Source organism: Bordetella genomosp. 1 (assembly GCF_002261335.1).
GTDB lineage: Bacteria > Pseudomonadota > Gammaproteobacteria > Burkholderiales > Burkholderiaceae_B > Bordetella.
The window spans coordinates 1,332,613-1,358,200 of sequence record NZ_NEVL01000003.1; the positions used below are offsets into that span (position 1 = coordinate 1,332,613).

Annotated in this window: 22 protein-coding genes; 11 read left to right on the forward strand and 11 right to left on the reverse strand. The window is 67.4% G+C overall.

Annotated elements, in window-relative coordinates; genetic code table 11:
* Positions 1–242 precede the first annotated feature (242 nt).
* The gene (locus CEG14_RS14480) at positions 243–656 is read left to right on the forward strand and encodes a hypothetical protein (protein ID WP_256985707.1); all 414 of its coding nucleotides are present in this window, start codon (positions 243–245) and stop codon (positions 654–656) included.
* Positions 657–804: 148 nt separating this feature from the next.
* On the opposite strand, the gene CEG14_RS14485 is transcribed toward CEG14_RS14480, so the two are convergent.
* The gene (locus CEG14_RS14485) at positions 805–2,250 is read right to left on the reverse strand and encodes an RsmB/NOP family class I SAM-dependent RNA methyltransferase (protein WP_094827548.1); all 1,446 of its coding nucleotides are present in this window, start codon (positions 2,248–2,250) and stop codon (positions 805–807) included.
* A gap of 769 nt (positions 2,251–3,019) precedes the next feature.
* Positions 3,020–3,619, reverse strand: coding sequence for a phosphoribosylglycinamide formyltransferase (gene purN, locus CEG14_RS14490; protein ID WP_256985794.1), 600 nt, complete (start codon positions 3,617–3,619; stop codon positions 3,020–3,022).
* 138 nt (positions 3,620–3,757) lie between these two features.
* Here purN and CEG14_RS14495 point away from each other — a divergent pair, with 138 nt between their 5' ends.
* From CEG14_RS14495 to coaBC, 4 genes are all read left to right on the forward strand, one after another.
* On the forward strand, positions 3,758–4,723 hold the full coding sequence (locus CEG14_RS14495) for a bifunctional riboflavin kinase/FAD synthetase (RefSeq protein ID WP_094827549.1): 966 nt from the start codon (positions 3,758–3,760) through the stop codon (positions 4,721–4,723).
* On the forward strand, positions 4,713–7,574 hold the full coding sequence (ileS, locus tag CEG14_RS14500; RefSeq protein WP_094827036.1) for an isoleucine--tRNA ligase: 2,862 nt from the start codon (positions 4,713–4,715) through the stop codon (positions 7,572–7,574). Before CEG14_RS14495 ends, ileS begins: the two co-directional genes overlap by 11 nt.
* A 2-nt stretch (positions 7,575–7,576) precedes the next feature.
* On the forward strand, positions 7,577–8,116 hold the full coding sequence (lspA, locus tag CEG14_RS14505; RefSeq protein ID WP_094827037.1) for a signal peptidase II: 540 nt from the start codon (positions 7,577–7,579) through the stop codon (positions 8,114–8,116).
* 83 nt (positions 8,117–8,199) lie between these two features.
* Positions 8,200–9,408, forward strand: coding sequence for a bifunctional phosphopantothenoylcysteine decarboxylase/phosphopantothenate--cysteine ligase CoaBC (gene coaBC, locus CEG14_RS14510; protein ID WP_094827038.1), 1,209 nt, complete (start codon positions 8,200–8,202; stop codon positions 9,406–9,408).
* A 47-nt stretch (positions 9,409–9,455) separates the two neighbouring features.
* On the opposite strand, the gene CEG14_RS14515 is transcribed toward coaBC, so the two are convergent.
* The gene (locus CEG14_RS14515; RefSeq protein ID WP_255032335.1) at positions 9,456–10,370 is read right to left on the reverse strand and encodes a hypothetical protein; all 915 of its coding nucleotides are present in this window, start codon (positions 10,368–10,370) and stop codon (positions 9,456–9,458) included.
* 176 nt (positions 10,371–10,546) lie between these two features.
* Here CEG14_RS14515 and CEG14_RS14520 point away from each other — a divergent pair, with 176 nt between their 5' ends.
* Positions 10,547–11,017: an Lrp/AsnC family transcriptional regulator gene (locus CEG14_RS14520; protein ID WP_094827039.1), complete on the forward strand. Its 471-nt coding sequence runs from the start codon at positions 10,547–10,549 to the stop codon at positions 11,015–11,017.
* 16 nt (positions 11,018–11,033) lie between these two features.
* Here the strand turns inward: CEG14_RS14520 and CEG14_RS14525 are convergent, their stop codons facing one another.
* Positions 11,034–12,071, reverse strand: a complete 1,038-nt coding sequence (locus CEG14_RS14525) for a metal-dependent hydrolase (RefSeq protein ID WP_094827040.1) — start codon at positions 12,069–12,071, stop codon at positions 11,034–11,036.
* 96 nt (positions 12,072–12,167) lie between these two features.
* On the opposite strand from CEG14_RS14525, the gene CEG14_RS14530 reads away from it, so the two are divergent.
* From CEG14_RS14530 to CEG14_RS14540, 3 genes are all read left to right on the forward strand, one after another.
* Positions 12,168–12,812 carry a DedA family protein gene (locus CEG14_RS14530; RefSeq protein WP_094827041.1) on the forward strand — a complete coding sequence of 215 codons (645 nt, stop codon included), beginning with the start codon at positions 12,168–12,170 and terminating at the stop codon, positions 12,810–12,812.
* Between the two features lie 28 nt (positions 12,813–12,840).
* On the forward strand, positions 12,841–13,350 hold the full coding sequence (locus CEG14_RS14535) for a hypothetical protein (RefSeq protein ID WP_094827042.1): 510 nt from the start codon (positions 12,841–12,843) through the stop codon (positions 13,348–13,350).
* Positions 13,351–13,483: 133 nt separating this feature from the next.
* Positions 13,484–14,140, forward strand: a complete 657-nt coding sequence (locus CEG14_RS14540) for a dUTP diphosphatase (RefSeq protein ID WP_094827043.1) — start codon at positions 13,484–13,486, stop codon at positions 14,138–14,140.
* A gap of 42 nt (positions 14,141–14,182) precedes the next feature.
* Here CEG14_RS14540 and CEG14_RS14545 read toward each other — a convergent pair whose 3' ends face one another.
* From CEG14_RS14545 to CEG14_RS14575, 7 genes are all read right to left on the reverse strand, one after another.
* The gene (locus CEG14_RS14545) at positions 14,183–15,292 is read right to left on the reverse strand and encodes an NADH:flavin oxidoreductase/NADH oxidase (protein WP_094827044.1); all 1,110 of its coding nucleotides are present in this window, start codon (positions 15,290–15,292) and stop codon (positions 14,183–14,185) included.
* Positions 15,293–15,379: 87 nt separating this feature from the next.
* Complete coding sequence (ehuA, locus tag CEG14_RS14550; RefSeq protein ID WP_094827045.1) at positions 15,380–16,150, reverse strand: ectoine/hydroxyectoine ABC transporter ATP-binding protein EhuA; 771 nt, start codon at positions 16,148–16,150, stop codon at positions 15,380–15,382.
* Positions 16,147–16,821 carry an ectoine/hydroxyectoine ABC transporter permease subunit EhuD gene (gene ehuD, locus CEG14_RS14555; protein WP_094827046.1) on the reverse strand — a complete coding sequence of 225 codons (675 nt, stop codon included), beginning with the start codon at positions 16,819–16,821 and terminating at the stop codon, positions 16,147–16,149. The genes ehuA and ehuD overlap by 4 nt, the downstream gene beginning before the upstream one ends.
* Complete coding sequence (ehuC, locus tag CEG14_RS14560; protein ID WP_094827047.1) at positions 16,818–17,459, reverse strand: ectoine/hydroxyectoine ABC transporter permease subunit EhuC; 642 nt, start codon at positions 17,457–17,459, stop codon at positions 16,818–16,820. The genes ehuD and ehuC overlap by 4 nt, the downstream gene beginning before the upstream one ends.
* Before the next feature lie 12 nt (positions 17,460–17,471).
* Positions 17,472–18,401: an ectoine/hydroxyectoine ABC transporter substrate-binding protein EhuB gene (ehuB, locus tag CEG14_RS14565; RefSeq protein ID WP_094827552.1), complete on the reverse strand. Its 930-nt coding sequence runs from the start codon at positions 18,399–18,401 to the stop codon at positions 17,472–17,474.
* A gap of 155 nt (positions 18,402–18,556) precedes the next feature.
* Positions 18,557–19,717: an ABC transporter substrate-binding protein gene (locus CEG14_RS14570; protein WP_094827048.1), complete on the reverse strand. Its 1,161-nt coding sequence runs from the start codon at positions 19,715–19,717 to the stop codon at positions 18,557–18,559.
* A 396-nt stretch (positions 19,718–20,113) separates the two neighbouring features.
* Positions 20,114–23,890 (reverse strand): hypothetical protein, encoded by a 3,777-nt coding sequence (locus CEG14_RS14575; protein ID WP_094827049.1) that lies wholly within the window; start codon positions 23,888–23,890, stop codon positions 20,114–20,116.
* 185 nt (positions 23,891–24,075) lie between these two features.
* Here CEG14_RS14575 and CEG14_RS25760 point away from each other — a divergent pair, with 185 nt between their 5' ends.
* Entirely contained in the window at positions 24,076–24,474 is a 399-nt protein-coding gene (locus CEG14_RS25760; RefSeq protein WP_143277216.1) for a hypothetical protein, read from the forward strand.
* A 121-nt stretch (positions 24,475–24,595) separates the two neighbouring features.
* Entirely contained in the window at positions 24,596–25,387 is a 792-nt protein-coding gene (locus tag CEG14_RS14580) for a lysozyme inhibitor LprI family protein (RefSeq protein WP_256985708.1), read from the forward strand.
* The last annotated feature ends 201 nt before the right edge of the window (positions 25,388–25,588 follow it).

Below are 25,588 nucleotides of genomic sequence, written 5' to 3' on the forward strand. Positions count from 1 at the left end.
CAAATTTTAGCCCACATGTTTTTTCCGTGACAGCGCAGTTTCAAAATAGTTTTTGAGCCAAATCAAGGACTAAGCCGCGCTTGATGCGCCCCGGAAGGGGCTTGGGGACGGGTGCTCAACGGGACACCCGCCGCGATTCTTTCAAATGGCGCCGGATTGGTCCGACACCAGAGTTTTTCTACATTTTGCTACAACCCCGATCCACAATATATTGTGTCTTACCCGTACCACAGGCTGCACCCATGAAATTACGCCTCTTTCCCACGCTCGCCGCCCTCGGCGCCCTGATGCTGGGCGCCCTGCCCGCCCGGGCCGACACGACACTGCAGGTCGGCCAGACGGTGATGGTGGCCAGCTACTACGAACTGCGCGGGCCGAACTGCCAGGTCATGAATCCGCCGCACGTGCGCATCGTGACCCGTCCGAGCCACGGCGCGCTCACGGTGGTGCGCGCGCAGGGCAACACGGGCGGCGCGGGCCGCTGCGCCTACACGGCGGTGCCGGTGGCGCAGCTGCTGTACCGGGGCGACCGGCCGGGCACCGATGCCATCAGCTGGGAGGTGCGCTACCAGAGCCGCGACCGCAAGGTGGAACGCATGAGCGCCCACATCACCGTCGGGCCGGCAGGCACGGCTCCCGCGCCGGCGGCGCGCTAGCGGACCGATCCGCCCCCGTATACGCGGGAGCGCGGCGCCGGCGGCCCATGAGGGCCACCGAAATCGGACTGAATGGAGCTTGATTTTGTCCAAGGTCCGAGTTTGACAGCGTACTGAACGCACAGTTCCCCTGTACGTCCCCGAAAGCTCAATCGCCCTCGCTGCCCCCGCCGCTGTCACCGCCCCCGGCATCTCCGGAGGCGTTTGCGGCTGCTCCCTCGGCGCCGGCCGGCGGCGCCGATTCGGCAGCCGCCGGGGCGGCCTCGTCTGCGCCACGCGACTTGCGTGCGGGTGCGTCTTCGTTGCTTGCAGACAACGATGATCCGCCCCCAACAGCCTCGCCGGTGTTTGCATCCGGATTCGCGCGCGCAGGCTTTTTGCGCTCGAACACGGCCGCGAAGAAGCCGTCGGTGCCGTGCTGGTCGGGCCGCAGTTGCACGTACGGACCGGTGAGGTTCAGCGTCGGGCAACGGTCGTTCAGAATGCGCGCGGCGTCGAGCTGCTCGAATTCGGGATTCTCGGCGAGGAAGCGCGCAGCCTGGGCCGCGTTTTCTTCCTCGAGCAGGCTGCAGGTGGCGTAGACCAGGCGGCCGCCCGGGGCCACGCAGCGCGAGGCGCTCTTCAGGATGCGGGCCTGCAGCTCGACCATTTCGGCGAGCGCCTGCGGCTGCTGGCGCCACTTCAGGTCGGGATTGCGGCGCAGGGTGCCGATGCCGCTGCACGGCGCATCGACGAAGACGCGCTGGGCCTTGCCGGCCAGGCGCTTCACGCGGGCGTCGTTTTCGCTTTCGATCGCGACCGGCACCACGTTGGACAGACCGCTGCGGGCGAAGCGCGGCTTGGCGCGCGCCAGGCGGGCGGCCGACACGTCGAACGCGTAGAGGCGGCCGGTCGAGCGCATCAGCGCGCCGATCAGCAGCGACTTGCCGCCGGCGCCGGCGCAGAAGTCGATGATCATCTCGCCGCGGCGCGGGCCGACCAGCAGCGCCAGCAACTGGCTGCCTTCGTCCTGCACCTCGAGCGTGCCGTCTTCGAACTGCGGATAGCGGTTGACCGGCGGGTGGCCCTTGAAGCGGATGCCCCAGGGCGAGTGCGGCATCGGCACCGGCGAGAACCGCGCGCCGGGGCCTTCGTTGAGGGCGGCCAGCAAGGCGTCGCGCTCGCCCTTGAGCGGGTTGACGCGGATGTCCAGGTGGGCGGTCTGGTTTAGCGAGGCCATCAGGGCGTCGCTGTCTTCCAAGGTCGAGAGGCGCTCGAACAGCCAGTCGGGCATGCTCAGGCGCACGGCGCGCGGCATCGTGGCCGGGTCGATCTTGTCGACGCGGTCGAGCCAGCCGGCCTCGCCGCTGTCGAGCGCTTCCTTGAGCCAGTCGGTGCCGCGCGTGGCGGCAAGGCCCAGGATGGCGAGGCGGCGCACCGCATTGCCCACGCCGCTTTCGCTCAGCTGGCGGTAGCGGCGCAGATTGCGCAGCACGTCGTAGACGCCTTCGGCGACTTCGGCACGATCCCGGCCGCCCAGGCCGGGGTTGGCGCGGAACCAGTGCGACAGCACGGCGTCGGCGGGATAGGTCCATTGCAGCACCTCGCCCAGCACGCGCGTCACCTGCTCCAGGCGCACCGCCGAGAACGGCTGGCGCGGCCGGTTGTAGGACTGCTGGGGACGGTCGTAGCCGCCCGGACGATTGCCGTCCTGGCCGCGCTCGTAGCCGCCGCGGCCGCGATCCTGCGAGCGGTCCTGTGCATAGCCGCCGCGGTCGCCGCCCTGCGGACGATCGTACGAACCGCCCGAACGGCCGCGGTCCTGCGAGTAACCGCCACGGTCGCCGCCCTGCGGACGGTCGTACGAGCCGCCGGAGCGGCCGCGATCCTGCGCGTAGCCACCACGGTCGCCGCCCTGCGGACGATCATACGAACCGCCGGAACGGCCGCGATCCTGCGAATAGCCGCCACGGTCGCCGCCCTGCGGGCGATCGTACGAACCGCCGGAACGGCCGCGATCCTGCGAGTAGCCACCACGGTCGCCACCCTGCGGACGATCATACGAACCGCCGGAGCGGCCGCGATCCTGCGCATAGCCGCCACGGTCGCCGCCCTGCGGGCGGTCGTACGAACCGCCGGAGCGGCCGCGATCCTGCGAATAGCCGCCGCGGTCGCCGCCCTGCGGGCGGTCGGAGGACGAGCCCGCGCGATTGCCGTCGGGTCGGCCGAAGGACGATCCGGAGCGGCTGCGCTCCTGCGACCGGCCGCGGCCAGCGCCGGAGCCCGACGGGCCCGTGCCGAAGCCCCATCCCGAGCGGGAACCGGAGCCGGAGCGATTGTTGGAGTCTTTGCTCATGTGTATGTGATTCCAGAAGGGCCGGCGCTCAGGCGCCGGTCCAGATAAATAGCCGTTCGGGGTCGCCCTGCACCTCGACCCGATGATCCAGAGTAAGGCTCACGCGCCCTTCCGCCAACCAGCGCGCGGCTGCCGGGAAGGCCCGGTGCTCGACGTCGAGCACGCGTTCGGCCAGCCGCTCGGGCGTATCGCCCGGCAGGACCGGCACCATGCCCTGCGCGATGATGGGGCCGTGGTCCAGCACCGGCGTCACGAAATGCACCGTGCAGCCGTGTGCCCGCACGCCGGTCGCCAGCGCCTGGGCATGCGTGTGCAGCCCCGGAAACGCGGGCAGCAGCGAGGGGTGGATGTTCACCAGGCGGCCGCTGTAATGACCGACGAAGCCCGGGGTGAGCACCCGCATGAAACCGGCCAGCAGCACGTAATCGGGCTCGAACTGGTCGATGCGCGCCATCAGCGCGGCGTCGAAGGCCTCGCGGGTGGCGAAATCCTTGTGATACAGCGCGTCGGTCGGGATGCCGCGTTCGGCCGCCCAGGCCAGGCCGCCCGCGTCGGGGCGGCTGGCGATGACGGCGGCGATCCGGGCGGGCCAGGCTTCGCGTTGACAGGCCTCGACCAAAGCCTGCATATTGCTGCCCCGTCCGGAGATCAGGATGACAATGCGGCGCTCGCGCGAACCCGTCGCGGCGGTCGAGGAAGGGGAAGACGATTGAGGCAAGATAGGTAATTCCAAGGCGAGCCAACCCAAAATTGTAAACTCTTGCCCGTGAAACCTCCGCTGCGCATTTACCGACACCTGCCGCCCCCCTCGCGCCGCACGCCCTGCGCGCTGACGATCGGCAATTTCGACGGTGTCCATCTCGGCCACCAGGCCATCCTCGACCGGGTCCGCCAGGTCGCCCAGGGGCGCGACCTCGTGCCCACGGTCATGACCTTCGAGCCGCACCCGCGCGAATACTTCGCGACGCTGAACCGGCGTCCGGAGCTTGCGCCCACGCGCATCTCGGGCCTGCGCGACAAGCTCGCCGCGCTCGCCTGCGCCGGCATCGAACAGGTGGTGGTCGAGCACTTCAACGCCCGCCTGGCCGAAATGTCGGCCAACGCCTTCATCGAAGACCTGCTGGTGCACGGCCTGCAGACGCGCTGGCTGCTGGTGGGCGAGGACTTCCGCTTCGGCCACAAGCGCAGCGGCGACATCGAGCTGCTGCGCGAGGCCGGCATGGTGCATGGCTTCGAGGTGCACACCCTGGCCGACGTCACCGACCGCCAGGGCCACCGCATCTCCAGCTCCGAGGTTCGCACGGCCCTGGCCGTGGGCGACCTGGATCGCGCCCGCCACCTGCTGGGCCAGCCGTTCCACATCAGCGGCCACGTCGTGCACGGCGCCAAGCTCGGCCGCCAGCTCGGCTATCCCACCATGAACCTGCGGGTCGCGGCGCGTTGCGCGGCGCGCTCCGGCATTTACGTGGTGCGCGTGCTCGGCCTGGGCGACAAGCCGCTGGCCGCCGTGGCCAGCCTGGGCGTGCGCCCGACGGTCGAAGACCAGGGCCGCGTTCTGCTCGAGTCGCATCTGCTCGACGAGACCGTGGACGCATACGGTAAACTCGTGCGAGTCGAATTCCTGCACAAGCTGCGGGACGAAGAAAAATTTCCTGATCTCCCTTCCCTGACTGCCGCCATCGCCGACGACGCGCGACAAGCGCGCGCCTATTTTGCCGTTCATGGACTATAAAAAGACCCTCAACCTGCCCGACACCCCCTTTCCCATGCGGGGCGACCTTGCTCGACGTGAGCCGGGCTGGACCGCCCAATGGGAAGAAAACCGCGTCTACCAGGCGATTCGCGCGGCCAGTGCCGGCCGCCCGCGCTTTGTTCTGCACGACGGCCCGCCTTACGCCAACGGTGACATCCACATCGGGCACGCGGTCAACAAGATCCTGAAGGACATCATCGTCAAGAGCCGCAACATGGCCGGCTACGATGCGCCTTACGTGCCGGGCTGGGATTGCCACGGCATGCCGATCGAGATCCAGATCGAAAAGAAGTACGGCAAGAACCTGCCGGTGACCGAGGTGCAGTCCAAGGCCCGCGCCTACGCGCTCGAGCAGATCGACCGCCAGCGCGCCGACTTCAAGCGCCTGGGCGTCCTGGGCGACTGGGAGAATCCGTATCTCACGATGAACTTCAGCAATGAAGCCGATGAGATCCGCGCGCTCGGCCGCATCCTCGAACAGGGTTACGTGTTTCGTGGCCTCAAGCCCGTGAACTGGTGTTTCGACTGTGGTTCGGCGCTGGCCGAGGCCGAGGTCGAATACGCCGACCGCACCGATCCCGCGATCGACGTGGCCTTCCCGTTCGCCGACAAGCCGGGCCTGGCCCGCGCCTTCGGCCTGGATGCCATCGATGACGGCGCCGTCGTGATCTGGACCACCACGCCCTGGACGATTCCGTCGAACCAGGCGCTCAACGTCCACCCCGAAATCGAATACGCGCTGGTGCGGGTCTCGCCCGCGCCGGTGCATGGCCCGCTGCTGCTGCTGGCCACCGAACGCGTCGAAGCCTGCCTCAAGACCTGGGGCCTCGAGGGCGAAGTGATCGCCACCGCGCCGGGCGCCGCGCTGTCGGAGCTGCGTTTCAAGCATCCGCTGGCCCAGGCCGCCGAAGGCTATGACCGCACCGCCCCGATCTACCTGGGCGACTACGTCACGCTCGACGCCGGTACCGGCGTGGTGCACTCGGCCCCGGCCTACGGTATCGAAGACTTCGTGTCGTGCAAGGCGCACGGCATGAGCGACGCCGACATCATCAGCCCGGTGATGGGCGACGGCAAGTATGTGCCGAGCCTGCCGCTGTTCGGCGGCCAGATGATCTGGGATGCGAATCCCAAGATCGTCGAGGCGCTCAAGCTGGCCGGCTCGCTGATGCACGTGCAGAAGCTGCCGCACAGCTACATGCACTGCTGGCGCCACAAGACGCCGATCATCTACCGCGCCACCAGCCAATGGTTCGCCGGGATGGACGTCAAGCCGCGCGACGGCGGCCCGACGCTGCGCGAAAGCGCGCTGGCCGGCATCGACGCCACCACCTTCTACCCCGCCTGGGGCCGCGCGCGCCTGCACGCGATGATCGCCAACCGTCCCGACTGGACGCTGTCGCGCCAACGCCAGTGGGGCGTGCCGATGGCCTTCTTCGTGCACAAGGAAACCGGCGAGCTGCACCCGCGCACGGCCGAGCTGCTCGAGCTGGTCGCGCAGCGCGTCGAAAAGGGCGGCATCGAGGCCTGGCAGTCGCTCGAGCCGCGCGAGCTGCTTGGCGACGAGGCCGACCAATACGAGAAAAACCGCGACACGCTCGACGTGTGGTTCGACTCGGGCACGACCCACGCCACGGTGCTGGGCGGCAAGGATCACGCGCTGGCCGGTTCGCACGGCGCGCAGCTTGCCTGGCCCGCCGACCTCTACCTGGAAGGCTCCGACCAGCATCGCGGCTGGTTCCACTCGTCGCTGCTCACCGGCTGCATGCTGTATGGCCAGCCACCCTACAAGAGCCTGCTGACCCACGGTTTCGTGGTCGACGGTCAGGGCCGCAAGATGAGCAAGTCGGTCGGCAACGTGCTCGCGCCGCAGAAGATCTCCGACTCGCTGGGCGCCGAGATCCTGCGTCTGTGGGTCGCTTCCACCGACTACTCGGGCGAGCTGTCGATCTCCGACGAGATCCTCAAGCGCGTGGTCGAAAGCTACCGCCGCATCCGCAACACGCTGCGCTTCCTGCTGGCCAACGTGGCCGACTTCGACGCCGTCAGCCAGGCCGTGCCGGCCGGCGAGCTGCTCGAGATCGATCGCTACGCGCTCGCCATGACCGCGCAGATGCAGGCCGAGGTGCTCGCCAGCTACGAGCGCTACGACTTCCATCCGGCCGTGTCGCGCCTGCAGACGTTCTGCTCCGAAGACCTCGGCGCGTTTTACGTCGACATCCTGAAGGATCGCCTCTACACCAGCGCCCCCGACAGCCACGCCCGCCGCTCGGCCCAGACCGCGCTGCTGGAGATCACCCAGACGCTGCTCAAGCTGATGGCGCCGATCCTGTCGTTCACGGCCGAGGAAGCCTGGAAGATCCTGACCGACTCGGCGCTGGCCAAGCAGGCCGACGCGGCCCGCCTGACCATCTTCACCGAGGTCTATCACCAGCTCCCGCCGTTTGCCGACGCCGAGGCGCTGGTGGCGGGCTGGGGCCGCGTGCGCGCGATCCGCGCCGACGTGCTGCGCAAGCTCGAGGAAGTGCGTTCGGCCGGCGGCATCGGTTCGTCGCTGCAGGCCGAGGTCGACATCCATGCCGACGGCGAAGACTACGCGCTGCTGTCGGCCCTGGGCGATGACCTGCGCTTCGTGCTGATCGTGTCGCGCGCCAGCGTGCACCAGCGCGCCGGCGAGCTGGCCATCGAGATCACGCCGTCGGGCAACAAGAAGTGCGAGCGCTGCTGGCACTATCGCGCCGACGTCGGCCAGGACGCCGATCATCCCGAGATCTGCGGTCGTTGCGTGAGCAACCTCTTCGGCTCGGGCGAGTCGCGCGAAAAGGCCTGACGATGGCAGACGCTTCGATCGGTGTACCGGACGCCGCGGTCGGACGCGGCAAGCGCCTGGGCCTGAGCCTGGGCGCCGCCGCCCTGATCATCGTGATCGACCAGCTCACGAAGATCTACTTCAACAGCCAGTTCCAGTACGGCGAGCGCCTCAACGTGCTGCCGTTCTTCGACTTCACGCTGCTGTTCAACCGGGGCGCGGCCTTCAGCTTCCTGGCCTCCGAGGAGGGCTGGCAGCGCTGGCTCTTCACGATCCTGGGCGTGGGCGCCGCGCTGGTCATCACCTGGCTGATCGCGCGCACGCCCGGCCAGCCGCGCTTTCGCGCCGCCCTCACGCTCATCATGGGCGGCGCGCTGGGCAACGTGATCGACCGGCTGATCCACGGCCACGTGATCGACTTCCTGCTGTTCTACTGGAAAGACTGGGCCTACCCGGCCTTCAACATCGCCGACATCACCATCGTCTGCGGTGCCATCCTGCTGGTGCTGGACGAAATCCTGCGCAGCCGCGAGAAAGCCCGCGCCGCCCGCTCACCGGACTGAGCGCTCGCGGCCGCGGGCGTTGCCGCATAAAATCCCCTGACCCCCCACCCACACGCGGCGCCTCGCGGCGCCGCTCGCACACCATGCTCGATCTGGCCCGCAAACGCATCGTCCTGGGAATGACCGGCGGCATCGCCTGCTACAAAATCGCCGAGCTGGTGCGCCGCATGACCGAGCAGGGCGCGGTGGTCGACGTGGTCATGACCGAGGCGGCCACGCACTTCATCACGCCGGTCACGATGCAGGCCCTCTCAGGCCGCCCCGTGTTCGTCGACGCCTGGGACGCGCGCGTGCCCAACAACATGGCGCACATCGACCTCACGCGCGGCGCCGACGCCGTGCTGATCGCGCCGGCCAGCACCGATTTCATGGCCAAGCTCGCGCATGGCCTGGCCGACGACCTGCTGTCCACGCTATGCGTGGCGCGCGCCTGCCCGCTGCTGATCGCGCCCGCGATGAATCGCGAGATGTGGGCCAACCCGGCCACGCAGCGCAACGCGGCGCAGCTCACGGCCGACGGCATCACCATCCTCGGGCCCGCCTCCGGCGAACAGGCCTGTGGCGAAACGGGCAGCGGCCGCATGCTGGAGCCGCATGAGCTGCTGGCCGACCTGATCGCCTTCTTCCAGCCCAAGATCCTGGCCGGCCGCCACGTGCTGCTGACCGCCGGCCCCACCTCGGAGCCGGTCGACCCGGTGCGCGTGCTGACCAACCGCTCGTCGGGCAAGACCGGCTACGCAATCGCGCGCGCCGCGCGCGAGGCCGGCGCCCGCGTCACCATGGTGACCGGCGCCACCGCGCTGCAGGTGCCGCGCGGCGTCACCGCCCTGCCCGTCATGACGGCGCGCCAGATGCACGACGCCGTGATGGCCAACGCGATGGACGCCGATGTGTTCATCGGCGTGGCCGCGGTGGCCGACTGGCGCGTGAAGAACGTGAGCGACCAGAAGATCAAGAAGAACAACGAGGGCGGCGGCCAGCCGCAGATGGAGTTCGAGCCGAATCCCGACATCCTGGCCGAAGTGGCCCGGCTGCCGCAGGGCCCGTGGTGCGTGGGGTTCGCCGCCGAAACCGAAAAACTGGCCGAGCATGCCGAAGCCAAGCGCCTGCGCAAGAAGATCCCGCTGCTGGTGGGCAATCTGGCGCACAAGGTGATGGACGCGGACACCACCGAGCTGGTGTTGTTCGACGAACAGGGCGTGCACCCGCTGCCGGCCGCGCCCAAGCTGGACGCGGCCCGGCGCCTGATGGCCGAGATCGCGGCGCGCCTGCCGCGCAAGCCGCAGCCCTGATGCAAAAAAAGCCCGCGTTCGACGCGGGCTTGTTCCTGGCGGCGGCCTCAGGCCGGACGCGGTTGCGGCATGCCGGTATCGGCGCGCCACAGGCGTGCCAGCGCCCCCACCACCAGCAGCGTCAACACCACCCGCCCGCCCAGCACGACCCAGCCGTCGGCGCCCAGCGCCATCACCAGCGCCGTGTCCTCGATCAGCGAGTGCGACAGCGACAGCCACGACAGCGCCAGAAAGCGCGTGCGGGCCGACAGTTGCAGGCGCTCGGCCTCTTCGATGATGAGCGCGCCGCCATACGAGAGGCCCAGCAGCGTGCCCACCATGGTGACCGGCGCCACGCTCGCGTCCAGCCCCACCCAGCGCAGCACGGGCGTGAGCGCGCGCGTGATGAGCGCGGTCAGGCCGATGCGCTTCATCACGTCGAGCAGCACCAGCAGCGCCAGGATCACGGCATAGGTGAGCAGCAAAGAGAACGCGGTCGCGTGCAGCCATTGCCACAGCGTGTAGTCGGCCGGATCGATCACGTCCTGCGAACCCTGCAGCCACTGGAACGACATCGGCTCGGTCAACCAACCGCTCCAGTGACTCAGCCACGACACGGCCCCGCCGTAGATCACGGCCGCCCCGAGCCGCAGCCCCGTGGTGGCCCAGAAGCTCGCGCCGGCACGGCGCACGATGGCCTGCTCCACGGGCAGGCTGTGCGCAAACAGAATCATCGACGCCAGGGCGCTGAACTGCCCGGTCGTCATGTCGAGCGTGGCCGACAGGCCGATGAGCGCGGCGATGGCGCCGTACAGGCCCACCAGCACGCTGGCGATCCACACGATGCCCGCCCCTGCCGGCAGATTGAGCAGGCCCATCACCGGCCCGAAGGCCTGGCCCAGCGCCTCGATCCAGCCCAGCCACTGCGCCACCTGGACCAGCGCCATGATGGGCACCATGATCTTGGCCAGGGCGTAAAACATGCGCCCGCTACGGCGAATCAACTGGCAAAAGTAGGTCCACACGATGCACAATGTTTCCGAGGCAGAATAGAGGGACACAGCATAGTCCCAAACGGGAACAATTGGACGGCAATTTATTGCCTGTAGGAACCTTTTCACGCGTGCAGAGCGCGCGCGCGAACAATATCATTGCGTAAATGACCCTTGACCCCATCGATCACCGCATTCTCACGGTGCTCCAGCAAAACGCCGACCTGCCCAACATCACGCTGGCGGAACGCGTCGGCCTGTCGGCATCGGCCTGCCTGCGGCGAGTGGCTCGGCTGAAAGAGGCCGGCGTGATCCGCCGCGTGGTGGCCCTGCTCGATCCGGCGCAGACCGGCCGCCCCCTGACGGCCATCGTCACGCTGGAATTCGCGCGGCACGGATCGGAGTTCCGGCGCGCCTTCATGGAAAAGATCAAGACCGAGCCCGCCGTGACCCAGTGCTATCTGGTGACGGGCGCGGTGTCGTGTGTGCTGATCGTGCACATGCGCGACATGGACGAGTACCTGGCGTTTGCCGACAGGCTGTTCGACCAGGACGAGAACGTCGAGGCGTTCTATACCCACATCGTGCTGCAGACCATCAAGAACGAGCCCGGCGTGCCGCTGCCCGCGGCCGGCTGAGGCCGGCCGCGGGGCTTCAGGGCGCGTTGCGGCGCGCCCACTCGGCCAGCGGCAGGGCGGCGGCGCTGTCGGCGATGCGCGCCAGCATCAGCTTGAGTTCGGCACTGCCGCCACGATCGCTGGCCCAGCGCGACGGCACCACGGCGTGCCACTGGCCGTCGCGGCGCTCGCCCATCACGAAGCGGAAGGTGTAGTAGCCCGGCATGCCCATGCGCAGGTCGGTCACCACCAGCTTGTCGCCGATGGCATCGAAGCGCAGCCAGCCGTTGGTGAACCACGACAGGCGCTGCAGCAGCGGCGCATCGCCGATGGCCCGGCCCAACGCCGTGCCGAGCGGCTGCTCGAGCAGCTCCGGCGGATTGCGGTCGAACCAGCCGCTCACCCCTTCGTAGTACGTGTCGGGCCCGGTCTGCGCCACCACGCGCCACAGCAGCGTGTTGAACGGCATGGGCGTGGCCAGCACGCGGGTGGGCGCGAGGCCGCGATCGCGCAGGGCCTGCGCCACCACGCGCTCGGCGTGCCAGCGGCCCGCTAGCCCCGAGCCCAGGTAGACCGCGCCCCAGATCACCGTGATCGCGAGCACCCGGCACATGCGGGGCGTGGCGCCGAACAGCGCCGTGGCCAGCACGGCGAACAGCATCGGCAGCGTGTAGAGCGGGTCGATGATGAAGACGGCCGACCAGCTTTCGGGCGTCCAGGTGAGCGGCCAGAAAAGCTGTGTGCCATAGACGGTGAACGAATCCAGCACCGGATGGGTGATCAGCACCAGCCACAAGGTGAGAAACAGCCTGCCCGGGCCGTAGGGCGCCTTGGGCCAGCGCCATCGGATCAGCGCCGTCATGAGCAGCGCCAGCGCGCTGAGCACGAACACCGAGTGCGAGAAGCCCCGGTGGAAGGTCATGGTGGAGACGGGATCGGGATAGCGCATCAGCACGTCGAGATCCGGCAAGGTGCCGAGCAGCGCCCCGTAGATCAACGCCTTGCGGCCCTGGCGCCGCCCCAGCAACGCGCCCTGTATGCCCGCGCCCAGCACGGCCTGTGTTACGGAATCCATCGATGGTCACACTCTGTACTGTTGTGTCGGCCGCCGCGGGCAGCCAGCTTCTTGTCAGGCGTTAAGATACAGGATTGATTCTCGCGGGTTCATTGCATGGATGCATATATCGAACGCATCGGGCTGTTCATCGAGGCCAACCAGGCCTGGGCCGGCCCGATCACCTTCCTGCTCACGATGGGCGAGTCGATGCTGGTGCTGGGCCTGTTCATTCCGGCCACCGCCCTGCTGCTGCTCACCGGCGGCCTGGTCGGCGCGGGCACGCTGCCCGTGGCCAGCATCCTGGCCTGGGGCGTGGCGGGCGCCGTCGTGGGCGACGCGCTTTCGTATTACCTGGGCCGCTGGCTCGGCCCGGGCTTCCTGCGCCGCTGGCCGCTCTCCACCCAGCGCAGCGCCGTCGCGCGCGCACGCCTGTTTTTCTACCGCTACGGCTTCGCCTCGGTGTTCCTGGGCCGCTTCCTCGGCCCGATCCGCTCGACCATTCCGACCGTGGCAGGCATCATGGGCATGAGCCACTGGCGCTTTCAGGTGGCCAACGTGCTGTCGGCGCTGGTGTGGATGCCCGTCATGCTGGCGCCCGGCTACCTCACCGCGCGCGGCCTGAGCGCCGCCGGCAATGCCCAGGAGATCGGCCTGGTGGCCGGCTCGCTCGCCTCCGTGGCGGTGGGCGCCTGGCTGCTTGTGAGCATGATGCGCAAGCGCCGCGCGGCCGCCGAGCGCCCCGGCCCGCGCCGCCGCTGACCCGCGCCCCCTCGCGACAGGAGTCCGGATGGAACCGAAAAACGGCGACTTCGCCAAGTACGTGGAAGAACTCTCGCGCAAGGGCGCGCGCGACGCCCTGGCCGGCAGGCCGGCGTCGGCGTCGCCCTCGCCCGGCGCCGTGGACACCACGCCCGCCCTGCCGCCGGATCCCGCCGACGCCCCCGGCGTGGTGCTGAACCAGAGCAAGCTGCGGCGCGTGCCGGCGCTGCCCGCCGGCCGCCCCACGGCGGCCGCCGATGCCGACGCCGCCAACACCCAGACCCTGGCCCAGCGCGCGGACAACGTCCTCAAGCAGCGCAGCAGCACGGTCATCGGCATCATCGCCGCGATCGTCGGCGTGTTCTTCCTGTCGCGCACGCTCGACAGCGGCTCGCACGATTTCGGGCCGGCCGTGATCGTGTTCATCGTGTCGGCGCTGGCGTTTCGCAGCGCGGCCCGGGCCCGCGCGCTGGCCGCCAGGCCGCTGCGCGAACAGAGCGACTTCGCCCCCAAGCCCAAACCCCAGGCGCGCGCCTGAGGCCGGCGCCGGTGCTACTATTGCGGCCGCAGCCCCGCCCCCGGCGGGGCTTGCTGTTTTGATCCCCGCCGCATGGCGGGGCTTTCTGTTCCAAGCCTAGCCGGAGTGCCCCGTGAACCAGCCCCAAGCCGGATTGACGCCCCCCCAAGCAGCCACGATGCTCAAGCTGCAGAACCAACTTAACGCCAAGATCAATCCCGACTGGGTGCATGGCGGCTCGCGCTTTCTGCGCGCGGCCTTCGTTGAATCGGCGGAGGCGCTCGAACACTACGGCTGGAAGTGGTGGAAGAAGCAGACCCTCGACCTGCCGCAAGTGCAGATGGAGCTGGTCGACATCCTGCACTTCTATCTCTCGCACACCATCGTGGCCGCGCAGGGCTCCAACGACGCCGCCGCGCAGGCGCTGGTGGCCGACCTCGCCGGCCCGGCCCGCGTCTCGCTCGACGGCCGCGACTACGATCTGGCCGCCCTGCCCGTGCCGGAACTGCTCGAGCTGATCGGCGGCCTGGCCGTGTGCCAGCGCGCCAGCTACAAGGTGCTCGAGGCCACCATGACCGCCTGCGAGATGCGCTGGGCCGACGCCTTCAACCAATACGTGTCGAAGAACGTGCTCAACATCTTCCGCCAGGATCACGGCTACAAGGAAGGCACCTACGTGAAGGTGTGGCAGGGCGAGGAAGACAACGTGGTGCTGGCCCGCCTGCTGGGCGAGCTCGACAGCAACCGTGCCGATTTCGCCGATGCGCTGTACGCCGCGCTCGAGTCGGCGTACGCGCGCGCCGCGGCCTGAGGCCGCGGCACCCGGGCCGGCGCGCTGCCGGCCCTGCCCCGCTCAACGCTGGGCGTGGCTGGTCTCACCGAACAGCGCCGAGAGCCCGCGCGGCTGGGAGCGCCAGTATTGCGGCGGCGCGCTCACCTGCCCGCCCAGCTCGGCGGCCGCATGCCAGGGCCAGCGCGGGTCGTAGAGCATCCCGCGCGCCAGCGCCACCATGTCGGCCTGGCCTTCGGCCACGATGGCCTCCGCCTGCGCGGCCTCGGTGATGAGGCCCACGGCCATGGTGGGCAGGCCGGTCTCGGCCTTGATCTGGCTCGCAAACGGCACCTGGTAGCCCGGCCCCAACGGAATCTTCTGCAGCGGCGACACGCCGCCGGTGGAGACGTCGGCGAAGGCGCAGCCCATCGGCTTGAGCGCGTTCAGGAACTGCACGGTCTGGGCCGGATCCCAGCCGCCGTCGACCCAGTCGGTGGCCGACACGCGCACGCCCAGCACCGCGTTGGGCAGCGCCTTGCGCACCGCCTCGAACACTTCCAGCGGGAAACGCATGCGGTTGGCGAGCGAGCCGCCATAGGCATCGTCGCGCTGGTTGGCCAGCGGCGACAGGAACTGATGCAGCAGATAGCCGTGCGCCGCGTGGATCTCGATCACGTCGAAACCCAGCCGATCTGCGCGCAGCGCGGCCGCCACGAAGGCGTCGCGCACGCGCGCCAGGCCGGCCGCGTCGAGCGCATTGGGCGGCAGTTCGGTGTCGTTGTGCGGCAGCGCCGACGGCGCATCGGCGACCCAACCGCCCTCTTCGAGCTTGAGCTGACGCCCGCCCTGCCAGGGCCGCGTGCTCGAGGCCTTGCGCCCGGCGTGGCCGAGCTGGATGCCGAGCCGGATCGGCGAATAGCGGCGGATGGCCGCCACGACGCGGCCGAGGGCGGCTTCGCTGGCGTCGTCGTAGAGGCCCAGGTCGCCCAGCGAGATGCGGCCGCCCGGCTCGACGGCGGTGGCCTCGGTGAGCAACAGCCCGGCGCCCGACAGCGCGAGATGGCCGAGATGGATCATGTGCCAGTCGGTGGCACAGCCCTCTTCGGCCGAGTATTCGCACATGGGTGCGATCACGATGCGGTTCGACAGCTGGAGCGGGCCCAGCGCCTGCGGCGAGAACAATTGGCTCATCGGAGGTCCTTCAAATGGGGAACCCGACGAGCATACCGCGTGGCGGCCGGGCGGCCCATGACCACCCTGCCGCCAGCGGGGTCGGCTTCACTCGGCCTCGATCACGCTCTGCAGGAACTGCTGCGTGCGGGCCTCGCGCGGACTCGAGAACAGCACCGAAGATTCGGCATCCTCGACGATATTGCCCTGATCGAAGAACAGCGTGCGGTCGGAGCTGCGCTCGGCGAACTTCATCTGGTGCGTGACGATGATCATCGTCATCGTCCGCTTCGCGGACAGGTCGCGCAGGATCTGCAGGATCCCGCCCACCAGTTCGGGGTCGAGCGCCGAGGTCACCTCGTCGAACAGCATGATGTCCGGCCGCATCGCCAGGGCGCGGGCAATGCCGACGCGCTGCTTCTGCCCGCCCGACAGTTGCGCCGGGTGCGCGTCGAGCTTGTCGCCCAGCCCCACCATCTCGAGATACTCGGTGGCGCGTTGCACGGCCTCCTGGCGCGCCAGGCCCTGCACGTGGATGGGCGCCTCGATCACGTTGCCCAGCACGGTCATGTGCGGGAACAGGTTGAAGTGCTGGAACACCATGCCGATCTTGCCGCGCACCGCGCGCACGTGCGCGGTGTTGGGACCGAGCTCGCGGCCCTGCGCGTCGTGCCACATCGGCTCGCCGTCGATCTCGATGGAGCCGGCCGTGGGGCGGTCCAGCGTCATCAGCATGCGCAGCAGGGTCGACTTGCCCGAGCCCGAGGGCCCGATCACCGAGACGGTCTGGCCGGCCGGGATTTCCAGGTCGATACCGCGCAGCACCTCGAGCTCGCCATAGTTCTTGCGCAGGTTCTTCAAGCGGATGCTCGCGCTCATCGCGTTCCTCCAAATACGATTCTCAAACGGGATTCGAGCCGGCGCACGCCCCACGCGGCCACCAGACTGAGCAGCAGGAACAGCACGCCCACCAGCGTCAGCGGCTCGACATAGCGGAAGGTGGTGGAGCCGATGATCTTGCTCTGCTGCAACAGCTCGACCACGGTGATGGCCGACAGCAGCGGCGTGTCCTTGAACATCGCCACCAGGTAGTTGCCCAGCGCCGGCACCACCGGCGGAATCGCCTGCGGCAGCACCACGTCGCGCAGCGTGCGCCACGGCGTGAGGTTGAGCGCGGTGGCCGCCTCGAGCTGGCCGCGCGGCACGCCCTCGAGCCCGGCGCGATACACCTCCGAGCAGTAGGCCGCGTAGTGCAGGCCCAGCGCCAGTACGCCGGTGGCGAGTGGCGACAGGCCCAGGCCGAGCGAGGGCATCACGTAGAACAGGAAGTACATCTGCACCAGCAGCGGCGTGCTGCGCACGAACTCCACGACGAAGCCCACCGGCCACGACACGATGCGCAGCGGCGACCGCCGCAGCATCGCCAGCACCAGGCCCAGCGTCACCGCCACCAGCATGCCCAGCACCGTGGCCTGGATCGTGACGATCAGCGCCTCGCCCAGCGTGGGCAGGATCTCGACGGCAAAGTTCCAATCGAATATCGGGTTCATCGGACGCGGAACCTCCGTTCAAGCAGGCGGATGCCGCCCGTGATCACCAGCGCGACCGCGAAGTACAGCAGCAGCATCAGGCCGAAGATCTCGGTGGTGCGCAGGGTTTCGCTGCGCAGCAGCTGACCGCGGAAGGTCAGGTCGGTGATGGTGATGAGCGAGACGAGCGCCGTGTTCTTGAGCAGCTCGATCAGCAGGTTGCCGGCCGGCGGCAGCATGGCCGGTATGGCCTGCGGCAGGATCACGCGGCGCATGGCGAGCGCGGGCGTCATGTTGAGCGCCAGCGCGGCCTCGCGCTGACCCTTGGCCACCGCCTGGATGGCGCCGCGCACCACCTCGGCGCCATAGGCACCCGAGTTGGCGGCCAGCACCACGATGCCCACCAGGATCGCGGGCAGCTTGAGGCCGAACATCGGCAGCACGTAGTAGAACCAGAACAGCTGCACCAGTGCCGAGGTGCCGCGGAACAGCTCTACATACGCGGTGGCGATGCCGCGCACCCACACGTGCGGCGACAGCCGCCCGAGCCCGGCGAGCACCGCCACCGGGATGGACAGCAACGCCGCGCCCGCCATGATGCGCAAGGTGACCTCGAGCCCCTCGAGCAAGGGGACGACAAGGCTCTGGATATCCTCCATGGACGCCCCCGTTTACTTGCTGCCGCAGAGCTTGGCGGCGGTCACGTCGCCGGGCAGCTCGTCCTTGGTGAAGCCGAAGGGCTCGACCATCTTGGCGTGTTCCGGCGTGCCGATCACCTTGGCCAGCTCGGCATTGAAGGCATCGGCGAAGGCCTGGTCTTCCTTGCGGAAGGCATAGGCGCCGTAGCCGCGCACGTCCTGGCCGTCGATCACGGGATTGGTGAAGGGCTCGGCCTTGGCCACGCCGCCGCCGCCGTCCGCCTTGCGCAGCAGGTCATTCACGGTGAGCGAGGTCGCGGCATAGGCGTCGGCGCGGCCGGCCTGCACGCCGGCATAGGCGCTCACGGCATCCGGGAACACCACCAGCTGGCCGGGCTTCACGCCCGACTTGGTGGCGTACTCACCTTCGATCGCGCCCACCACCACGCCCAGCTTCACGTCCTCGTTCTTGGCCGCGTCGGCGTAGCTGTGCAGGTTTTTCGGATTGCCTTCCTTCACCAGGAAGGAGGCGTCCACGCCGTAGGTCGGGTTCGAGAAGGCCACCTGGCCGCAGCGCTCCGGCGTGACATACATGCCGGCGGCGATGATGTCGAAGCGCTTGGCCTGCAGGCCGGGAATCAGCGAACCGAACTCGGTGAGCACGCCCTCGACCTCGGGCACGCCCATGCGCTTGAGCACCTCGCGCGCGACCTCGACCGACTCTCCGGTGACGGCGGCCTTCTGGCTGTCCATGTAGGCGTACGGCGCCTCGTTGGCGTAGCCGATGCGGATCTTGCCCGCGGCCTTGGCGGCGGCCAGGGTGTCCTGCGGACCCGTGGCGGTCTTCTCGGACTGGGCCGGCGGCGTCGTGCCGTTGCCCTTGTCGGCATCGGAACATCCGGCCAGCAGGCCGGCCCCCAGCAACGTGCATCCCAGCGTGGCGGTCTTGAGCAGGCGCAGCATCATCGTTTTCTCCCCAAATCATATGTTGCAGAAAGGATTCGATCAAAATCTTACGCGAATAAATCATTCGTATACGAATCAAAATCCAACAAAAAGGGGCAGGATCGCTCCTGCCCCCTGGGGAAACCGCCGAATTCAGCCTAAAACGTAAGCAATCATTTCGGCCCGGCGTAGCCGAACTTGCCGTCCTTGATGATGCCCATCACGCGCGCGCGCTCGTCGAAGCCCTGGTGATTCTGGGCGCTGATGTTGAGCACGCCGTTGGGCACGACCAGGTCGCGCGTGGTTTCGAGGGCGTCGCGCAGCGCCTTGCGGAATTCCGGCGTGCCGGGCTTGGCGCCGGTCTTGAGCGCGCGGCCGGCGGCCGAGTCGAGCAGCATCCAGGCGCCATAGGCGTCGCCCGCGAACTGGGTGAGCGTGTTGCGGCCGTACTGCGCCTCGTACTTGTCGGCGAACGACAGCGCCACCGGCTTGACCGGGTTGCCATCGGGCAGCTCGCGCGCCACCACGCCCGGCCCGGTCGGGAACAGCGTCCCCTCCACGTCCTTGCCGCCCACCTGCAGGAACTCCAGCGTGCCGATGCCATGGGTCTGGTAGATCGCGCCCTTGTAGCCGCGCTCGTGCAGGGTCTTCTGCGGCAGCGCGGCCGGCGTGCCCGAGCCCGCGATGAGCACCGCGTCGGGCTTGGCGGCCATCACCTTGAGCACCTGGCCCATCACCGAGGCATCGGTGCGCTGGAAGCGCTCCTGCGCCACCACCTTGAGGTCGGCACCGGCCGCCGCCTCGAACTCCTTCCACCACGAGTCGCCGTACGAGTCGGCGAAGCCGATGAAGGCGACGTTGCGGTAGCCCTTCTTCTTCATGTCGTCGACGATGGCCGAGGCCATCAGCGAGTCGTTCTGGGGCATCTTGAAGGCCCAGGTGCGCTTCGGATCCGAGGCCGGCTCCACGATCACGGCCGACGCCGCGAGCGCCACCATCGGCGTGCCCGTCTCGGCCAGCACGTCGAGCGAGGCCAGCGCGGCCGCCGTGATGTTCGGGCCCACGATGGCGTCGACCTTGTCTTCGGAGGTCAGCTTGCGCATGTTCTTGACCGCGCGGCTCACGTCGGTGCCGTCGTCCAGCACCACATAGCGCGCCGGCTCGCCGCCGAGCGTGGCCGGCCACAACCGGATCGCATTGTTGGTCTGGATGCCGATCGCGGCCGCCGGCCCGGTGGTGGACACATCGACGCCAATGACGATCTCGGCGCTCGCCGTGCCGCTCACGGCCAGGGCCAGCGCCACGCCGACGGCGCGCAGGGAAAGGGATTTCATAGAAAGCCTGCAGGAAAAGAGAGAAATCGTGCGACGCCCAAAGGGCGCCGGATCGCCGTATTTTGCCTGATGTGGATGGGCGGCGGGATTGGGGTTCTGCTGATGCGGGGGTGGCGAGGGGGGATGCAAGGACTGGCGGGGCGGCATCCGAGCGGACGGGCTCGCGGCCGATGCAAAACGCCTGGCCGCTAAAGACCCTTTGAATTCTTCTGCATCACAGTTCTGACTGGGCTGCTTTCGACCCTAAGCAGCCGTTCGGCAGCGGTGTGCCCAAACCGGCATTCGCCTAGCGCGAGGCCGTCAGGAAGAAATGCAAAGGGCGGCGGGCCTGGCCTAAGCCTCCCGCGAAAGCCGCGATCGGCGTCAGAGCCTCGCTGGGGACGCACGGATCAGCAGCTATTCGAAACTCTGCTCGCCTTCCCGATCGCGCTTGCTCTCATTTTCGATCCAGCGTTCGAGTCCGGGCAGCATGTCAGTGACCCATTGCCGAACCTCGCCTCCAACATCGTCACCCAGCGTTGTGATAGCCGCGCGACGCCGAACCAGGATATCGGCGAGCGAGCCGCTCCAGCTGCGCGGATGCAGCCGCGACCAGATATCACCGAGGAACGCCCGCTTGTCTGGCGCGTGGCCCAATATTTCCAGGAAGAGCGTGGAGACACCATTCTCCTCTTCGCCCTGCTGCCGCTTGAACATGGGGATGCTTTCCCCGAGCAGCGGATAGCGCCGATCCGGATCGATATTCGCCCACTGAACAAGGGTCTCGGCGCCGACATCCTCCACCGGCGTGCCAGACCCGAAGCCCCCCTCAAACAGCCTCCGATTTCTCGGCATGAGTTCGGGGAGCAGGAGTTCGTCGAGTGCGAGCAGGGGATGGGTCTCGAAGATCGCCTTGAGGACATAACCGAGATCGTAGGACGAGAGATAGACGGTCTCCAGTCCGGCCCGGACACGACCGCAGATTTCCCGCAATGTCGCCTCTCCATCGGGTCCGGCGCAACAGACCCGAATAACGGTATGCAGCCCAAAATCGTGCAACGACTGCTTCTTTCCGAAGTCAGCTCGCAGTAGCAGCTCACGGCCAACAGCGATCAAGGATGGCGCACGTTGGCGGCCTTCTTCCCGATCGCGGTAGAAGTGCATGTGCAATATATCGAGCGCGATCTCGACGCCGTCGGCCAGATTGCCGATGTCGGTGAGCAGCGGGCCAAGCGCGTCGGCTGGAGACTCCCCGACACTGCCATTGGCGATGCTTTGAAAATTCCGCGCCGAAAGGACGCCACGTTCAATCGCACGCCGAAGCCGCGCTATGCCTTGGACATCGATAGCAACACGCGCCTGAAGATACGGCAGACTCGCGGCGAGATCGGGATTCTGGATCACATCCTCTAGCGTAGCGTTGGCAAAGGCCGAATCCTTGGCGTGCGCGCCATGGATAAACCCGCCCAGTACCGTCGCATTCCGGCTGTCCGCCTCGGCGGCGGAGAAGAGGTCCAGCAGTTCCCTCCACATCTCATCAAGATCGGCGGCACCATCCGACAGGCCAATGCCGCATTCATAGGCGCGCTGCGGATTTTGTTCGACTAGCAGTTCGGCGATGAAGGCAGCGCGCGTCTCCGGGTCGTGCGCGAGTGCGGTGCCGATCTCTTTCGCCAACTGGGAGGCGCGCTCATAGGGTTTCATGATGTCGCCGTCATCCGCATCGCCATCAGCCACATCCCAACCTAAACTGCTGCGCCCAAGTACGACCGCACGGGCCTGATGGAGAAGATCGGTGGGTTTCAGGCGTTCGATGAGCGTTACGAGACGGGTGCGCACCTCATCCGGCATCTCGTTGCCCTCGAAGCGCAGCGCTGTGCGGAAGCCGATCCACCCCTCGATCCAAGGTCGCTCGGAAGAAAAGTGGGTCGCTGCCCGTTCGAGCGCATCGTGGCAGGCGCCGAAGTGCCACAGCGCTCTTACGCTGTGGGCAAGGTGCTCCCTTGCGTTTTCGATCATTGGCGAGAGCTCGACCGCCAGGTCGACCGCGCCGTTGTACCAGGCCCAGATGTCACCATAGGTCGGCGGGTGCCAGCCATAGTCCCGTGACCGAGCGCCGAAGTCGAAGTCGCTGGATGAACTGAAATGGTGCGCCTTCAGCAGCGCATCGAGGGCGACGCCGGCGCAGCGCACCAAAGCCGGTTCACCCGATTGCGCGAACCGGCGAACGAGCGCTCGCCGCTGATCTGGCAAAGCTTTGGTGCCGGACAGGTGCAGGTGAAACAGCTCGGCGAACATGTCCGATGCCGAGTTGTTGTGGTGGTCGGACGATTCAGCGGAAAGGAACCACGCAAGCAAAGTTGCCGCGCGGTCAAACAGCGGCGGATCGTAAGCGAGGAGCTTGATCAACCGTATCCATTGCCACCGGTTGCTCGACTGCGGATCAAGTATCTCGCCGCCATTTGGGCCGGCAATATCTCGCTCGATCCTCGCGAGTACGGCATCGGGCGCGACCGGGGCGATGTTGGTGATGATCTGAAGGCCGTCTTCTCCCAACGCCGCAAGATCGCCGAGTGGCCCGTCGGCACGGAGCCAGCGCTCGACCGCGGCCCGCGCCTCGGCGCTGTCATGCAGATAGCCGAGGCGGCGCGAAAGGGACTTCTGCATCCGCGTTGTAAGCGACGCGCAGAAGCGATCGAAATCGGCTGGCGATATGCGTTCAAGGGCGAACCCTGCGAGAGGGTTGGCGATCGCATGCGGCAGGATGGCGCGCCACCGTCCCCGCAGCTGCGCGATCCCCCGCTGTCGAAGAGCGTTCAGCGCCGCATATATCGCCGCCACTGGAACACCGCGAATAGCGGCGACTCGCGCAAGTTCGCCGCCTTCCGAAGTGTCCTCGCCATCGATCGAATAGAGCAGGGCAAGGTCTTCGGCAGCGGAAAACAGATCCCGGTCAGGCTCGTTGCGCTGATGAAAAATCCGCTCGAAGAGGTCGCGGCTCTTGAGCTTTCCCAGGGTTTCGCCTTTTCCGAGCGTGTCGGCGAGAGCGCGCGCCACGCGGAAGTTGCCGTCGCTGAACTCCGATATGGTTCGCCGGTCGACCTGAGTCACATTGGGGAAGGTCTTTTCCAGCCACCGCTCCACCATTTCGGGCGATGCTGATTGCAGGCGAAAGACCTCGGTACGCTCGGGCTCGTCGTCGCGAACATCATATTCGACAGTTAAGAGACTGACTTGGCTCCCCGCTTCCGAACAGATGCGGGCCAGTTCGCTGTGCGTCGCCGGGTTGCAGTTGTCGACGATCAGGATCGCGCGTTGCCGTGCGAGCACCAACTGGCGCGCCATGTCCCGTGCGGTCGGGTCAGTCTCCGCCGAATAGTCGGTATAGACGGCGAGCCCCGGATCGAGCGGCACCTCGCCTACACCATCCTCGAACAGTGCCTGCACGAGACGAGTCTTTCCGAGACCGGACAAGCCGATCAACCGGATACATTGGCGAGCTTTGGTCAGAGAGACGCGAAGCCGGGCGATACCCTCGCCGATGGTGAGTTGCTCGCGGTCGCTCGTTCTCTCATCGGTTAGGCAGGCCTTGTCGTTGAAGAGATAGGGCGTCTCCTCGCTCACGCCGACGCCGCACCAATCGCCGATGCTGCTCCAGCCCGACATACCGATGCCGAGCCGCGTGCGGACCCAGGCGGCAATTCCAGGATAGTGATTGACCCATGTCGCCAGCCGGTCGCGATCGTAGAAGTCGCTATGCAACTGCCTGGCCTCAGGCAGATAGTCGAGCTGCGCCCGGATCGCATCGCGACGATCGCTCAGCGGCTTGTCTGCGACCGATCCTTGCGCGCTGACGATGATGTAAGCGCCCGAGCGAGCGGCGAGTTCGGCGATGACCGGCCGTAGTACGCCGCCAGGACGCATCTCATCGCGGATTGCGCTCGCCGGCATGTCGGGCTTTTTCACCTGAAACCCTGTGTGCTGGCGCGGCACGAAATCCGGCCTCGGCAGTGCGGACGGGCACTCGACCCGGACATCAAGCCCGCCATCGGGCGCATCCTGATTGCCGCCAGAGGTTACCGACGAACTGGGGCAACCCTGCGCCCGCAATTCTGCCAAGGCGAGACGTGCGACGAGTGTCCGCAGATCGGCGTCATTGAGGTCGGCGACTTGTGCGCCAGTAATTTCGAACATCGTTCTTCAACCCCCTTTCATCAAGTATAGGAGAGCATGCGGGAGAACAAAGAGCGGTCAAGCGATAGTTAGTCCGCCACGGCCGCGACCGAACTGCCAGCTGATCCGTCGCCACGGCACGAGCGCGATCCGGCGGAGAGGCTGTTGGGTCGCCATCCGCGCGCTTTCTGCTAGGTGCCGAGCGCTTGAATCGTCTCGAGATGCTTGAGCGCCGCGCTATCCAGGCCGTTCGTGAAGAAAAAGCGTTTGCCTTTCACGTCACCGAAGAGCTTCTTGAACCGATTGACGGTGGCGCCGTCATCGGCGCCGCCGGTGGTGCTGCCTATGCTATTTCCTCGAGAATGATCGGCGGCCTCGAAAGGGCCAGCCTGAACGAATGTCCGTTCAACACGATTTGCGGCTCAGAAGCTGCCAATGTGGTTCCGGCCCAGTTTTTGCTTTTTCCCGTAGGCCGCCTTGGTGATCGCCAAATGTCAGCTCTTGGCCGAAAGCGGCCGTTCTTCCTGGCCCCGGGACGAGGGACTAGCAGCCCACTTCATGATCAGACGCAGATAAACCTGCCGCGTACGGCTCGCCGCACATAAGGATCCAAGGGCGGAATGCTCACCCAAAGCTTGGCAAGGCATCACTGCTGATTCCGCACTGAGCGGGCCCCACCATGGCACCTCAAAACGTGCCTCGCCAAATTTTCATGACGCCTCCACCTTGCACCTCATCGCCCTCGACCAGTGCCCCGCCGGCCGGAATAGTGGGCGCAGAATTTGTTGCCCCTGCATTGCGCGAATTCTGGCTATCATCCGCAACACCATGCTGACCAAAAACTTAATCCCTGCAGCCTGCGCGGCCGCGCTGTGCGCACTTTCCCTGACCGCCACGGCGGCGCCCGAGGCGATGCCGTCGTTCGATTGCGCCAAGGCGCGCACGGGAGCGGAAAAGGCCATCTGCGCGAACCCGCCGCTCGCCGCGCTCGATGCGAGCATCGCCAAGCGCTTCGAAGAAGCGCGCAAATCCCTGGACGCGGCCACGGCCGACGCGCTGGTGCGCGACCAGCGCTATTTCATTGAGGTGCGCGACGCCGCCTTCGACAAGCCGTTCGACAAGAACAAGCCGGTCGAGGAACTCGCGAGCCGCCTGAAGTACCGCGACGCGTTTCTCGCCTCGCTGGACCTGGCCGAGCGCAAGGGCTTCAGCGGCAGATGGCGCAACCTCTCCGGCGAGATCACGCTCTGGAAGAAGCCCGACGGCGACATCCTGTACGAAGGCTCGAGCACCCAGCCGCACGACGGACGCTGGTCATGCAATGTCGAGGCGTCGGGCAAGGCGAAGGGCGACCGCCTGCAGGTCAAGAGCGTCGACACCAAGGGCTGGATGCTGAACCTGCAACGCAAAGGCGACGGCCTGGTCGTCGAGGAACAACGGCCCGGCGCGGGCTCGTCGAGCCCGCCCTATTGCGACCAGAACGGCACCTTGGCCGGCACGTTCTTCCCGATCCGCTGAGGGATAGGCGGCGTGACTGCGGGGCAGCGATGGATTTGCCGCCCCTGCCCCGCCCAACATCAACGCCAGCACACACCTTTAGGCCGGATCGGCCGATTCCGGCCATCCGGCGGATAGCGGGAATTACATAAGGTCCGGCGGGATACGCCATCGAGTAAGCCGTGCCGATGTCTTCCGGACCGGCCGGTGACTGACGGCCTG